Raw genomic sequence first — 12,733 nt, 5'->3', positions numbered from 1 at the left:
AAAACGCCGACCGACCGGACGACGCAAGGCCCGCTCCTCGTCTGTCGGCGCACTCGTCGCGCCATCATCAGCGCGCGAATTTAGTCAACATGCCGAAGTAATGAATGATGAAAATGTCGGGGCGCGCACGAACCATGGCGTGCCGAGCAGAAGCGGGCCGTCGATCAGGGTTGCGCGCGGCAGATTGCGTTCGCTCGTTGCGTCGAGGAATACGCGCTCTTGCGACGCATCGGGGTATCGAGTCGCTGATCGACGCGGCCGACGAGGCCCACACGTTGACGTCGCTTGCAGGCTTCGACGCGCTCCTGCGCGGCAAGAAAATCTTTACGTACGGCATGCCGTTCTACGCGGGCTGGGGACTGACGCACGATGCAATCAGCGGCATTCCCGCGCGGGACAGGCCGCTTATCCTCGACATGCTGACCGCCGGCGTGCTGTTGCGTTATCCCCTCTAATGGGACCGGGAGCTCGGTCGTTTCACCACGGCAGAAGCGGTCGTCTCCCGACTCACTGCGCAGGCACCGCCGTCCCGCTCCGCGATGCAACCGCCGGCGCTGCGTGCTGTACGCAAGGCGTGGCGCTGGTTGCGCAACGTCGCCATTCATCTGGCGCAAGACGGAATCACGGGTTTGCGCGGCTTGAACGCGCGGGTTCATTGAACTCACGACGGCTCTTGGCCACAACGAAGGAGGGGTAAATGTCGATCTATCCAGTCATCCTCGCGGGCGGAAACGGAACGCGCCTGTGGCCGCTGTCGCGCGGCAACTATCCGAAGCAGTATCTGTCGCCCACCGGAGAGCACAGCCTTCTGCAACAGACGGCGATGCGCGCGGCACAGCTTCCCGACGCGGTCTCGCCCATCGTGATTGCGAACAACGAGCAACGCTTTCTCGTGACCGAGCAGTTGCGACAGGCCGGCATTGCACCGCTGTATGACTACACGCATGTGACAGAAGGCTTGCCCACAGGAGATGTCGCAAAGGGACACTGGCACGAGGGCGGCGTGATGGCGGACTACGCGCTGTCGAAATGTACCGACGTATATGCCGAGGCTTTCTATCAGCGGGCGACCGGCGCGGCGGGCCCGGCATGGATTGTCGGCACCACGGGGGCCTCGTCGGGGAACCATCAGGTCGCCGGGCGTGTCGGTATACGGCACAAGTTCTAAGTGCAGCGGGAGACCAGGACGGCGGCGAGAATCGCCGCCGTTTTCGCTCAGCAGCGATCGTCGCACGCCATCATCAGCGCGCGCATTTGCGTCCACATGCCGAAGTAGTGAACGATGAAACTGCCGGGGCCGCGCATGAACCAGGGCGTGTTGAACAGAAGCGGGTTGTCGATCAGCGCTTCGTGCAGCAGGTTGTGCTCACGCATGGCTTCGATGAAGTGGAACTGATCGCCGTTTCCCGCGTAAACACCCGAGCGATCGGGCAGCGCGGCAATACGCTGCATCAGTTCAGCCAGCATGGCGAGATTGGCGTCGGTGCGCCGGAACCCCATCACCCCGGCATTGAACGGCCACTGGCCGATGTCTTTCGCGAGCAACTGCGTGCGTTGCGCGAGCAACGGCTCCAGCGCGCGATTGTGATCGGCAATGAGGACGTCCGCATCGACCCAGATCACCCACTCGTGATGTGCCAGATAGGCGTGCAGCAACCAGGGCTTGAGCCAGTTGCCGGTGCCCGCCAACCCCACTTCGCCGGGACTGTCGCGGTGCACGTGCAGCGTGTAACCGTGGCGTTCGCAGTAACGCTTGAAGTTGCGTTCGGCAATGCTTCCATAGCACGCGATATCAGGCGTGTACAGCGTCACGAGCGCAATCGGATGGCCGGGCTGGAACGTGCTGCGTTCGGGCAAAGGTTCGGTGTCGCGCGGAAGAGCGGAATCGAACAACGATCCGCCATGCAGTTGGCACCGGTGGATGTGGCCGAACAGGGTCTCCCGGAACCTCGGTACGATGCCGAGCTCGGGCGGCGAGTGCATCGCCGTGTCGAGGCTGATCGCGAACGTCGGTATCCGGCTCCAGTGCGGGTCGACGTTCGGCCCGGCAGGCATGACCGCACATACGCCGTCGATGGTTTCATGCCACGGCAAGGCGGTAACCGCGGCAAGCAGCCGGGTTTCGTCGACGAATGGCTCGCCGCCCAGCCGGCAGCATGCGGCAACCGCTCGTACGCGGGCCCGTATCGCGGGCGTATTGCGCCATACCTGCACGTTGTGCGCCACGCAGGAATCGGAGGTCGCGACGATCAAATGATCGCGTCCGGTCATCAGGCGGGGCAGCGCAACGGGCTGGACGATCGCAGCGTTCTCGGCGAGCAGCAGGACGAGATGGTTTTCGGCGACGGACTCGAGCGTGGCAAGCAGGTACTCATAGCGGTGCAGGGCTTGCAGTTGAGGCCCGCGCGGGCCGTCGCTCATGTCGACACACGCGTGACGATAGCCGAGGGCGGCCGCGTAGTGCCGATGATTGGCGAGACTTGCCGGCGCCGGCTCCGAGAAGCACGAGATGACGGTGACGTCGCCGGTGCCGGCGTCGATGGCCGATAGCGATGGCCGGTGTGGTGTGGGTGCCGGCATCGGTCAGGCGATACCCCGGAAGGTGCCGAACCGGCCGGTTGCGGGGCGCCGGAATAGTTGCACGTCGATCTCCTTGTTGGGATGGCAGCTCGTAGGCGGCCGGTCAGTCGCTTCTGGCGGGCCGCGTTGTGCTGCGCTGTGGATGCACCACCCGCCGGACGGTGCGTGGATGAACGTTGAAACGTCGTGCCACTTCGCTAATCGGCGTCGTTTCAAGCAGCGCGATGACCTGGTTGCGTTGGGCATCGGTCAGCGACGGCTTGCGGCCGATCGTGCGGCCGCGTGCGCGCGCGGCAAGGATGCCAGCCCGTGTGCGTTCGCTGATCAGGTGGTGCTCGAACTCCGACAGGGCAGCCATCATATGGAACATCAACAGGCCGCCGGCCGATGTCGTATCGATCGACTCCGATAACGAAACAAATCCGATCCCGTGGCGCCCGAGCCACGCAATCAGGTCGATGAGCTTGCTGAGCGAGCGGCCAAGCCGGTCGAGTCTCCAGACGACGAGCGTATCGCCCGCGGAAAGCCTTGCGAGGGCGCGGTCGAGCCCCGGACGGCTGAATCCGGTTCCCGACACCCCGCGGTCGGTGAAGAGTTTGGTGCAACCCGCGCGACGCAACGCGTCCTGCTGGAGGGCGAGATTCTGCTCCTCGGTGGATACCCGTGCATAGCCCATTTTCATGACATACCTCCGGCACGTGATATTGCGGCGGCGGAGCGGCATGGAAATAGCCGGTGCGGACGGCCCATCGGCTTCGCATAGGCATATTGCAAGGGTGTTAAAGAAACGGCGGGAGGGCGCAGGTATTTGCCGCAACCCCGCGACAGGAACTTCATCGGGTCTCCTTCGGGTATGCCGTTGCCCGGCTTCGGACAATTGTCATGAATTGCAAGGTTGATCGCATTCTACTGGACAAAAAGGTTCCCTTTTGTCCACCCCTTTCTGTGCTCAACACCCCCTTTATTCCACGGGGCTTTCCCGGCGCATCGGGATTTTTTTAGCAATTTGGCACAAGGGAACCCTTTTGCCACCCTTCCGGAACGCCGCGTTACTGCTTCGAATACAACGGATTACCAAGTCGTAACTAGTTCGGAGAAAAAGGATGAGTGACATGGATTTGGTCGGGGAGGTATTCAGCGCGATGCGCGAGGCGCGCGTGTTGCTGCGTCGCGAGCCGATTCGCCACGTTTCGGGGAGGGGCGACGTGCTGTATTGCGAATGTCTTGCAACGGTGGTCGATTCCCGCGGGAGTCTGTTGCAGCCGGCCCAGTTCATTCGGCCGCTCGAGCGGCTTCAACTCATCCGCGCCTTCGACCGGCATGTGCTCAGGCAGGCCGTGACGCTGCTGCGCGCGTCGCCCGATGTCCGGCTGGGGATCAACCTCTCCGGCCAAAGTGCGGTGGTCGACATCGCGTGGGAGGCCGTGCTTCAGCTGATCGAGCGCACGCCGGAGGTTGCCAGGCGGCTCGTGGTGGAAATCACGGAAACGGCGCGACTGGACCCGGAGCAAGGCCGACGGTTTGCACAACGGCTCCGGCAAGCCGGTTGCCGGGTGGCGATAGACGATTTCGGCGTGGGCTATGGCGTCGAGACCGCCATCGGGATCCGGACGCCCGACATCATCAAGATCGATGCATCGTTCGTCGTCGCCGCGCGGTACGGCGAAGCCCATGTGGCGCGTCTCGCACAACTCGTGCGGCTCGCATCGGAACTGGCTGAGGAAGTCGTCGTGGAAGGCGTGGAGCAACCGGAGGACATGACGCATGCGCAGCAATGCGGAGCGAAATGGGTGCAGGGGTGGTTCGTTGCGGATGCGTTCGCCGGTGCGGGCGCGGAAGGCTGCCAGGAACACGGGAATGGGGAGCCGGCATGGGCGCATCGGCACGGATGACCGCTTTGCACGGGAGGCGGGCGGGCTCGCTTGCCGAGCACGGGTGCCAGGCCGATGCCGTGGGCGGTACGTTGGGCGCGATTCTGGCCGGCCTCGTCGCTCTCACGCATGACGCGGCATGCAACCGGGATATCGATCCCGAAGCGGCGCGCTCGCGTATCGAATGGTTCCGCCGATCGGTACATACGCTTATCGCCCAATACGTATCTCGGCATTACGAACTGGCCGTCAGCGCATATGACGTCGGTCTTTCGTCCGGACTGCATGGGCGGGAAGCAGCGGCGACGCAGGTGTATCGGCGGTGCTATGACACGCACGCCGCCACCGATCCGCAGGGCGCGATGAACGCCGCGTTCTTGACCGACCATCTCGTCGAGGCGGGCTGCATGCACGGGCGCGGCATTCGTGCATGGATGGTAGAGAACTAGCAGAAGGGAGTCGCCTCCGCTATCAGAAAGCGTCTTAATAATTATGCATTCCTGATCAGTGCGGATGGAAAAACAAAAAGCACTTTAACCAGGTGATCTAGATGAACACAATCTATCGGACGGTGTGGAACGAGTCGCTGGGCGCATATGTCGCGGTGTCCGAACTGGACTCGGCGCGCGGTAAAGGTACCAGCAGTGTCGTAACCAAATCGGGGGTTTCCGGATATCGGGTGAACCATGTGCCGCTTACGGTCATGGCGGTTGCGACGACCATATTGTTTGGCGGCACTTTGCTGGCGCCCGATGACGCCGAAGCGCAAACCGTCAATATTCCCGGTACCGGATGTACGGACACAACGACAACGGCATCGTTCAAGACTGTTGGGGTCGGCTGCGGCGTGACTGCATCCGCCTCAGGCGCCACCGCATTGGGTGCCGACAGCACCGCATCGGGCGCGAATGCCACGGCGGTCGGCATCTTCGCGACGGCGTCGATGCAAGGTACGGCGGCTTTCGGCACATCGGCGCGAGCAACCGGCCTGAATGCCGTTGCGTTCGGGTCCGGCGCGCGGTCGAGCGGAAACGGAAGCTCGGCGATCGGGATTTCGTCGTTCGCCACGGGGGATTTCAGCGCGGCTATCGGCGCCAACGCCAGTGCTGCGGGTGATAACTCGCTGTCCTTCGGCCGCGATTCGAACGCCACGGCAGAGAGCACAGCTGCATTTGGCGCACAGGCGACGGCATCGGCAACGTCAAGTATGGCGCTCGGTGCAACAGCGACCGCCAGCGGGATAAACTCGAACGCTATCGGCGTGGGCGCGATTGCGAGCGGCGCAAACAACACAGCCATCGGCCCGTCGTCGACGGCAAGCGGCGCCGGTTCAATGGCGATTGGCAGTACCGCTGTCAGCAGCAACACGAACTCGCTCGTGGTGGGTAACGGCGCACTAGCATCCGGCGCGAATGCGGTCGTCGTGGGCACAAACGCCACATCCTCTGGAACATCCGCAACTGCAATCGGTCCGGCCGGGGTTGCATCGGGCCTGCGGTCCGTCAGCATTGGCTCGGGGGCGCAAGCGAACGGCACGGACTCCTTCGCAGCCGGTACGAATGCGGTCGCGGGCGTAAGCGGCAGCACCACCGTCATCAACGATATTGCGCTTGGCGTCAACGCTTCCGCTGTCGGCGGCAGTTCGCTTGCGCTCGGCGGCAAGTCAGTCGCTTCGGCCGCCGGCACGACGGCAATCGGTCAGGGTGCGACCGCCTCAATCGCCGGCGCCATGGCACTCGGTCAAGGGGCCACGGCCGCGAATGCAAACAGCACCGCGCTGGGAACTGGCTCGGTGACGGCTGCAGCCAATCCCACGGCAACCGGCACCATCGGCGGCAAGACGTACACGTTTGCCGGGGGCGCACCGACAAGCGTTGTCAGCGTGGGTAAAGCCGGCGCTGAACGCCAGATCACGAACGTCGCGGCCGGCCGTGTTACCGCTACAAGCACCGACGCGATCAACGGTTCGCAACTCTTTGCTGCGAACCAGGCCATCGCCTCGCTCTCGACGGGCGCGACACACTACTACAGCGTGAACGACAACGGCACGCAGGCGTCGAACTTCAACAACGACGGCGCCACTGGCGTCAACGCGTTGGCAGCCGGGACGGGTGCGACGGCGGCGGGCTCCGCCAGCGCCGCGATTGGTAACAGCGCCACGGCATCCGCCGCGAACACCGTGGCACTGGGTTCCGGCGCGGCGGCGACGAATGCGGGTGACGTTGCGCTGGGCAGCGGCTCGGTGACGGCTGCGGCCAACCCAACGGCAACCGGCACGATCGGCGGCGTCACCTACAGCTACGCGGGCACGACGCCGTCGAGCGTGGTGAGCGTGGGCGCGCCGAGCGCGGAGCGTCAGATAACGAACGTGGCAGCAGGTCGCGTGAGCGGAACGAGCACCGACGCGATCAACGGTTCGCAGCTCTTCGCGACCAACCAGGCGGTGACGTCTCTGTCGACGTCGACTTCGACCACGGCCAGCTCGCTGTCGACCGGCGTGAGCTCACTATCCACGGGGCTGTCGACCACGAACAGCACGGTCACCTCGCTGAGCACGACGATCTCGGCCGGCAAGACGCACTACTACAGCGTGAACGACAACGGCACGCAGCAGGGCAACTACAACAATGACGGCGCGACGGGCGTGAACGCGCTGGCAGCGGGCACGGGTGCGACGGCGGCGGGTGCGGCGGGCGTGGCGGTCGGCAACAACACGAACGCGGCGGGGGCCAACACGGTGGCGATCGGCTCGGGCGCGACGGCGTCGAACGCGGGCGCAGTGGCGCTGGGTAGCGGTTCGGTGACGGCTGCGGCCAACCCGACGGCCACCGGCACGATCGGTGGCGTCACCTACAGCTATGCGGGCACGACGCCGTCGAGCGTGGTGAGCGTGGGTGCGCCGGGCGCGGAGCGGCAGATCACGAACGTGGCGGCAGGTCGTGTGGATGCGACGAGCACCGATGCGATCAACGGTTCGCAGCTCAATGCGACCAACCAGGCCGTGAATTCGCTCTCGACGTCGACCTCGACGAGCATCACTTCGCTGTCGACAGGGCTGTCGAGCACGAACAGCAGCGTGACGTCGTTGTCCACGTCCACGTCGACCACCGCAAGTTCGCTGTCGACCGGGGTGAGTTCGTTGTCCACGGGGCTGTCGAGCGTGACCAGCAACATCACGTCGTTGTCGACTTCGACGTCGACCACGGCGAGTTCGCTGTCGACGGGCCTGTCGAGCACGAATAGCTCGGTGACGTCGCTGTCGACGTCGAGTTCGACGGCAACGAGTTCGCTGTCGACGGCGATCTCGGCGAGCAAGACGCACTACTACAGCGTGAACGACAACGGCACACAGCAGGCCAACTACAACAACGACGGCGCGACGGGCGTGAACGCGCTGGCCGCTGGCACGGGTGCGACGGCGGCGGGTGCGGCGGGCGTGGCGGTCGGCAACAACACGAACGCGGCGGGGGCCAACACCGTGGCGATCGGCTCGGGCGCGACGGCGTCGAACGCGGGCGCAGTGGCGCTGGGCAGCGGTTCGGTGACGGCCGCGGCCAATCCGACGGCCACCGGCACGATCGGTGGCATCACCTACAGCTACGCAGGCACGACGCCGACGAGCGTGGTGAGCGTGGGCGCGCCGGGCGCGGAGCGTCAGATCACGAACGTGGCAGCGGGCCGCGTGAGTGCGACGAGCACCGATGCGATCAACGGCTCGCAACTCTTCGCGACCAACCAGGCCGTGAATTCGCTCTCGACGTCGACCTCGACGAGCATCACTTCGCTGTCGACAGGGCTGTCGAGCACGAACAGCAGCGTGACGTCGTTGTCGACGTCCACGTCGACCACCGCGAGTTCGCTGTCCACCGGGGTGAGTTCGTTGTCCACGGGGCTGTCGAGCGTGACCAGCAATATCACGTCGTTGTCGACCTCGACATCGACCACGGCGAGTTCGCTGTCGACGGGCCTGTCGAGCACGAACAGTTCGGTGACGTCGCTGTCGACGTCGAGTTCGACGGCGACGAGTTCGTTGTCGACGGCGATCTCGGCCAGCAAGACGCACTACTACAGCGTGAACGACAATGGCACGCAGCAGGCCAATTACAACAACGATGGCGCAACCGGCGTCAACGCGATGGCGGCTGGCATCGCCGCCACGGCGGCGGGGACGAACGCCACGGCGGTCGGTTACAGCACGAATGCCGCCGGGGCCAACGCGCTTGCCCTGGGCTCGGGCTCGACCGCGGCCGGGGCTGGCAGCATTGCGGAAGGTTTTGGCGCCACGACGCCCGGTACCGCTACCAACAGTATTGCGATCGGCACCAACGCCACCGTGGTGGCGAACGGGCCGAGCGGCGGTGCGGGCGGCGTCGCGATCGGTGCGGGTGCGATGGCCGGCGACCCCGGAACCGCAGTGGGTTCGGGCGCTTCCGCGCTGGGTGTCGACGCGACGGCGATGGGCTACAACGCCACGGGGTCGGGATCGGCAAGCGCCGCGTTCGGTACGGGCGCGCTCGCCTCAGGTACCAATACGACAGCGCTGGGCGCAGGTGCGACAGCCACCAATAAGGGTGATGTCGCACTCGGCAGTGGTTCCGTGACGGCAGCGGCGAACCCGACCTCCGGTACAACGATAGGCGGGGTGGCATACACCTTCGCTGGCACGGGCCCGACGAGCGTGGTGAGCGTGGGCGCACCGGGCGCGGAGCGGCAGATCACGAACGTGGCCGGAGGTCGCGTGAGCGCGTCGAGCACCGATGCGGTCAACGGTTCGCAGCTCTTCGCGACGAACCAGGCGGTGACTTCGCTGTCGACGTCCACGTCGACGACGGCCAGCTCGCTGTCCACGGGTGTCAGCTCGCTGTCGACGGGGTTGTCCAGCACGAACAGCAGCGTGACGTCGTTGTCGACGTCCACGTCAACCACCGCAAGTTCGCTGTCGACCGGGGTGAGTTCGTTGTCCACGGGGCTGTCGAGCGTGACCAGCAACATCACGTCGTTGTCGACTTCGACGTCGACCACGGCGAGTTCGCTGTCGACGGGCCTGTCGAGCACGAACAGTTCGGTGACGTCGCTGTCGACGTCGAGTTCGACGGCAACGAGTTCGCTGTCGACGGCGATCTCGGCGAGCAAGACGCACTACTACAGCGTGAACGACAACGGCACGCAGCAGGCCAACTACAACAACGACGGTGCGACCGGCGTGAACGCGCTGGCCGCTGGCACGGGTGCGACGGCGGCGGGTGCGGCGGGCGTGGCGGTCGGCAACAACACGAACGCGGCGGCGGCCAACACCGTGGCGATCGGCTCGGGCGCGACGGCGTCGAACGCGGGTGCGGTGGCACTGGGCAGCGGTTCGGTGACGGCTGCGGCTAACCCGACGGCCACCGGCACGATCGGTGGCATCACCTACAGCTACGCAGGCACGACGCCGTCGAGCGTGGTGAGCGTGGGCGCGCCGGGCGCGGAGCGTCAGATCACGAACGTGGCGGCAGGTCGTGTGGATGCGACGAGCACCGATGCGATCAACGGTTCGCAACTCTTCGCGACCAATCAGGCCGTGACCTCGCTGTCGACGTCGACTTCGACCGGCATCAGTTCGCTGTCTACCGGCCTGTCGAGCACCAACAGCACGGTTACGTCGCTGTCCACGGGGATCGGGTCGATATCCAGCTCGGTGTCGACGGTCACGAGCAGCATCGCCTCGCTGTCCACGTCGACGTCGACGACGGCCAGTTCGCTGTCCACCGGCGTGAGCTCGCTCTCGACGGGTGTCAGCTCGCTGTCGACAGGGCTGTCGAGCACGAACAGCAGCGTGACGTCATTGTCGACGTCCACGTCGACCACCGCAAGCTCGTTGTCGACCGGGGTGAGTTCGTTGTCCACGGGGCTGTCGAGCGTGACCAGCAACATCACGTCGTTGTCGACTTCGACGTCGACCGCGACCAGCTCGCTGTCGACGGGGCTGTCGAGTACGAACAGTTCGGTGACGTCGTTGTCGACGTCGAGTTCGACGGCAACGAGTTCGTTGTCGACGGCGATCTCGGCGAGCAAGACGCACTACTACAGCGTGAACGACAACGGCACGCAGCAGGCCAACTACAACAACGACGGCGCGACGGGCGTGAACGCGCTGGCCGCTGGCACGGGTGCGACGGCGGCGGGTGCGGCGGGCGTGGCGGTCGGCAACAACACGAACGCGGCGGGGGCCAACACCGTGGCGATCGGCTCGGGCGCGACGGCGTCGAACGCGGGCGCAGTGGCGCTGGGCAGCGGTTCGGTGACGGCCGCGGCCAATCCGACGGCCACCGGCACGATCGGTGGCGTCACCTACAGCTACGCGGGCACGACGCCGTCGAGCGTGGTGAGCGTGGGTGCGCCGGGTGCGGAGCGTCAGATCACGAACGTGGCGGCGGGCCGTGTCAGTGCGACGAGCACCGATGCGGTCAACGGTTCGCAGCTTTTCGCGACCAACCAGGCCGTGACTTCGCTGTCGACGGGGATCGGGTCGATATCCAGCTCGGTCTCGACGGTCACGAGCAGCATTGCATCGTTGTCCACCGGCGTGAGTTCGCTGTCAACTTCGACGTCGACCACGGCGAGCTCGCTGTCCACCGGCGTCAGCTCGTTGTCGACGGGCCTCTCGAGCACGAACAGTTCGGTGACGTCGCTGTCGACGTCGAGTTCGACGGTGACGAGTTCGTTGTCGACGGCAATCTCGGCCAGCAAGACGCACTACTACAGCGTGAACGACAACGGCACGCAGCAGGCCAACTACAACAACGACGGCGCAACCGGCGTCAACGCGATGGCGGCTGGCATCGCCGCCACGGCGGCGGGGACGAACGCCACGGCGGTCGGTTACAGCACGAATGCCGCCGGGGCCAACGCGCTTGCCCTGGGCTCGGGCTCGACCGCGGCCGGGGCTGGCAGCATTGCGGAAGGTTTTGGCGCCACGACGCCCGGTACCGCTACCAACAGTATTGCGATCGGCACCAACGCCACCGTGGTGGCGAACGGGCCGAGCGGCGGTGCGGGCGGCGTCGCGATCGGTGCGGGTGCGATGGCCGGCGACCCCGGAACCGCAGTGGGTTCGGGCGCTTCCGCGCTGGGCGTCGACGCGACGGCGATGGGCTACAACGCCACGGGGTCGGGATCGGCAAGCGCCGCGTTCGGTACGGGCGCGCTCGCCTCAGGTACCAATACGACAGCGCTGGGCGCAGGTGCGACAGCCACCAATAAGGGTGATGTCGCACTCGGCAGTGGTTCCGTGACGGCAGCGGCGAACCCGACCTCCGGTACAACGATAGGCGGGGTGGCATACACCTTCGCTGGCACGGGCCCGACGAGCGTGGTGAGCGTGGGCGCACCGGGCGCGGAGCGGCAGATCACGAACGTGGCCGGAGGTCGCGTGAGCGCGTCGAGCACCGATGCGGTCAACGGTTCGCAGCTCTTCGCGACGAACCAGGCGGTGACTTCGCTGTCCACGGGGATCGGATCGATATCCAGCTCGGTCTCGACGGTCACGAGCAGCATCGCATCGTTGTCCACCGGGGTGAGTTCGTTGTCGACGTCCACGTCGACCATCGCAAGCTCGCTGTCGACCGGGGTGAGTTCGTTGTCGACGTCCACGTCGACCACCGCAAGCTCGTTGTCGACCGGGGTGAGTTCGCTGTCGACGTCCACGTCGACCACTGCAAGCTCGCTGTCGACCGGGGTGAGTTCGTTGTCCACGGGGCTGTCGAGCGTGACCAGCAACATCACGTCGTTGTCGACTTCGACGTCGACCACGGCGAGTTCGCTGTCGACGGGCCTGTCGAGCACGAACAGTTCGGTGACGTCGCTGTCGACGTCGAGTTCGACGGCAACGAGTTCGCTGTCGACGGCGATCTCGGCGAGCAAGACGCACTACTACAGCGTGAACGACAACGGCACGCAGCAGGCCAACTACAACAACGACGGTGCGACCGGCGTGAACGCGCTGGCCGCAGGCACGGGTGCGACGGCGGCGGGTGCGGCGGGCGTGGCGGTCGGCAACAACACGAACGCGGCGGCGGCCAACACCGTGGCGATCGGCTCGGGCGCGACGGCGTCGAACGCGGGTGCGGTGGCACTGGGCAGCGGTTCGGTGACGGCTGCGGCTAACCCGACGGCCACCGGCACGATCGGTGGCATCACCTACAGCTACGCAGGCACGACGCCGTCGAGCGTGGTGAGCGTGGGTGCGCCGGGCGCGGAGCGTCAGATCACGAACGTGGCGGCAGGTCGTGTGGATGCGACGA

The 12,733-nt window shown here is 65.6% G+C and carries 19 protein-coding genes and 2 pseudogenes; 4 read left to right on the top strand and 17 right to left on the bottom strand.

Going from position 1 to position 12,733, the window contains the following annotated elements:
* Positions 1-242: 242 nt before the first annotated feature.
* Positions 243-659, top strand: a pseudogene (locus tag E9536_RS41740) (capsular biosynthesis protein); the annotation flags it as partial.
* Positions 660-697: 38 nt separating this feature from the next.
* Positions 698-913: pseudogene (locus E9536_RS41960) on the top strand (sugar phosphate nucleotidyltransferase); the annotation flags it as partial.
* 302 nt (positions 914-1,215) lie between these two features.
* On the opposite strand, the gene E9536_RS39360 reads toward E9536_RS41960, so the two are convergent.
* Both E9536_RS39360 and E9536_RS39355 read right to left on the bottom strand, forming a co-directional pair.
* On the bottom strand, positions 1,216-2,580 hold the full coding sequence (locus E9536_RS39360; RefSeq protein WP_136472959.1) for a galactosyl transferase GMA12/MNN10 domain protein: 1,365 nt from the start codon (positions 2,578-2,580) through the stop codon (positions 1,216-1,218).
* 103 nt (positions 2,581-2,683) lie between these two features.
* Complete coding sequence (locus tag E9536_RS39355) at positions 2,684-3,262, bottom strand: recombinase family protein (RefSeq protein ID WP_136472957.1); 579 nt, start codon at positions 3,260-3,262, stop codon at positions 2,684-2,686.
* 421 nt (positions 3,263-3,683) lie between these two features.
* Between E9536_RS39355 and E9536_RS39350 the strand changes: the two genes are divergently transcribed.
* Both E9536_RS39350 and E9536_RS39345 read left to right on the top strand, forming a co-directional pair.
* On the top strand, positions 3,684-4,472 hold the full coding sequence (locus E9536_RS39350; protein ID WP_136472955.1) for an EAL domain-containing protein: 789 nt from the start codon (positions 3,684-3,686) through the stop codon (positions 4,470-4,472).
* Positions 4,451-4,900, top strand: a complete 450-nt coding sequence (locus tag E9536_RS39345; RefSeq protein WP_136472953.1) for a hypothetical protein — start codon at positions 4,451-4,453, stop codon at positions 4,898-4,900. Before E9536_RS39350 ends, E9536_RS39345 begins: the two co-directional genes overlap by 22 nt.
* A gap of 112 nt (positions 4,901-5,012) precedes the next feature.
* Here E9536_RS39345 and E9536_RS42440 read toward each other — a convergent pair whose 3' ends face one another.
* The 15 genes from E9536_RS42440 to E9536_RS42370 form a co-directional block, all read right to left on the bottom strand.
* Complete coding sequence (locus E9536_RS42440; RefSeq protein WP_247873580.1) at positions 5,013-6,137, bottom strand: hypothetical protein; 1,125 nt, start codon at positions 6,135-6,137, stop codon at positions 5,013-5,015.
* Positions 6,138-6,191: 54 nt separating this feature from the next.
* Positions 6,192-6,446, bottom strand: coding sequence for a hypothetical protein (locus tag E9536_RS42435; protein WP_247873579.1), 255 nt, complete (start codon positions 6,444-6,446; stop codon positions 6,192-6,194).
* A gap of 30 nt (positions 6,447-6,476) precedes the next feature.
* A complete protein-coding gene (locus tag E9536_RS42430; RefSeq protein WP_247873578.1) occupies positions 6,477-6,743 on the bottom strand; it encodes a hypothetical protein in 267 nt (88 codons plus the stop codon).
* A gap of 63 nt (positions 6,744-6,806) precedes the next feature.
* Positions 6,807-7,025: a hypothetical protein gene (locus E9536_RS42425; RefSeq protein WP_247873577.1), complete on the bottom strand. Its 219-nt coding sequence runs from the start codon at positions 7,023-7,025 to the stop codon at positions 6,807-6,809.
* Between the two features lie 45 nt (positions 7,026-7,070).
* Entirely contained in the window at positions 7,071-7,301 is a 231-nt protein-coding gene (locus E9536_RS42420) for a hypothetical protein (protein ID WP_247873572.1), read from the bottom strand.
* 6 nt (positions 7,302-7,307) lie between these two features.
* Positions 7,308-7,766, bottom strand: coding sequence for a hypothetical protein (locus tag E9536_RS42415; RefSeq protein WP_247873576.1), 459 nt, complete (start codon positions 7,764-7,766; stop codon positions 7,308-7,310).
* 45 nt (positions 7,767-7,811) lie between these two features.
* Entirely contained in the window at positions 7,812-8,039 is a 228-nt protein-coding gene (locus tag E9536_RS42410) for a hypothetical protein (RefSeq protein WP_247873584.1), read from the bottom strand.
* Between the two features lie 66 nt (positions 8,040-8,105).
* Positions 8,106-8,507 carry a hypothetical protein gene (locus E9536_RS42405; RefSeq protein WP_247873575.1) on the bottom strand — a complete coding sequence of 134 codons (402 nt, stop codon included), beginning with the start codon at positions 8,505-8,507 and terminating at the stop codon, positions 8,106-8,108.
* A gap of 405 nt (positions 8,508-8,912) precedes the next feature.
* Positions 8,913-9,584: a hypothetical protein gene (locus tag E9536_RS42400; protein WP_247873574.1), complete on the bottom strand. Its 672-nt coding sequence runs from the start codon at positions 9,582-9,584 to the stop codon at positions 8,913-8,915.
* Positions 9,585-9,629: 45 nt separating this feature from the next.
* The gene (locus E9536_RS42395; RefSeq protein ID WP_247873583.1) at positions 9,630-9,857 is read right to left on the bottom strand and encodes a hypothetical protein; all 228 of its coding nucleotides are present in this window, start codon (positions 9,855-9,857) and stop codon (positions 9,630-9,632) included.
* Positions 9,858-10,004: 147 nt separating this feature from the next.
* Positions 10,005-10,505 carry a hypothetical protein gene (locus tag E9536_RS42390; protein ID WP_247873573.1) on the bottom strand — a complete coding sequence of 167 codons (501 nt, stop codon included), beginning with the start codon at positions 10,503-10,505 and terminating at the stop codon, positions 10,005-10,007.
* A 45-nt stretch (positions 10,506-10,550) separates the two neighbouring features.
* Entirely contained in the window at positions 10,551-10,781 is a 231-nt protein-coding gene (locus tag E9536_RS42385; protein WP_247873572.1) for a hypothetical protein, read from the bottom strand.
* Between the two features lie 63 nt (positions 10,782-10,844).
* Entirely contained in the window at positions 10,845-11,180 is a 336-nt protein-coding gene (locus tag E9536_RS42380; RefSeq protein ID WP_247873571.1) for a hypothetical protein, read from the bottom strand.
* Between the two features lie 405 nt (positions 11,181-11,585).
* Positions 11,586-12,353, bottom strand: a complete 768-nt coding sequence (locus E9536_RS42375) for a hypothetical protein (RefSeq protein WP_247873570.1) — start codon at positions 12,351-12,353, stop codon at positions 11,586-11,588.
* Positions 12,354-12,398: 45 nt separating this feature from the next.
* Positions 12,399-12,626 (bottom strand): hypothetical protein, encoded by a 228-nt coding sequence (locus tag E9536_RS42370; protein WP_247873583.1) that lies wholly within the window; start codon positions 12,624-12,626, stop codon positions 12,399-12,401.
* Positions 12,627-12,733: the final 107 nt, after the last annotated feature.

Origin of the sequence: Burkholderia sp. LS-044 (genome assembly GCF_004803625.1) — a bacterium.
GTDB classification, from domain to species: Bacteria; Pseudomonadota; Gammaproteobacteria; order Burkholderiales; family Burkholderiaceae; genus Burkholderia; species Burkholderia cepacia.
Note: the sequence above shows the minus strand (reverse complement) of the source record. Positions and strands in the feature narration are given on the sequence as shown.

Excerpts from the sequence above, each read along its gene's own strand:
- E9536_RS39360 (WP_136472959.1), bottom strand. The coding sequence starts at position 2,580 with ATGCCGGCACCCACACCACACCGGCCATCGCTATCGGCCATCGACGCC.
- E9536_RS39355 (WP_136472957.1), bottom strand. The coding sequence starts at position 3,262 with ATGAAAATGGGCTATGCACGGGTATCCACCGAGGAGCAGAATCTCGCC.
- E9536_RS39350 (WP_136472955.1), top strand. The coding sequence starts at position 3,684 with ATGAGTGACATGGATTTGGTCGGGGAGGTATTCAGCGCGATGCGCGAG.
- E9536_RS39345 (WP_136472953.1), top strand. The coding sequence starts at position 4,451 with ATGGGCGCATCGGCACGGATGACCGCTTTGCACGGGAGGCGGGCGGGC.
- E9536_RS42435 (WP_247873579.1), bottom strand. The coding sequence starts at position 6,446 with ATGGCCTGGTTCGCAGCAAAGAGTTGCGAACCGTTGATCGCGTCGGTG.
- E9536_RS42410 (WP_247873584.1), bottom strand. The coding sequence starts at position 8,039 with ATGCCACCGATCGTGCCGGTGGCCGTCGGATTGGCCGCGGCCGTCACC.
- E9536_RS42395 (WP_247873583.1), bottom strand. The coding sequence starts at position 9,857 with ATGCCACCGATCGTGCCGGTGGCCGTCGGGTTAGCCGCAGCCGTCACC.
- E9536_RS42370 (WP_247873583.1), bottom strand. The coding sequence starts at position 12,626 with ATGCCACCGATCGTGCCGGTGGCCGTCGGGTTAGCCGCAGCCGTCACC.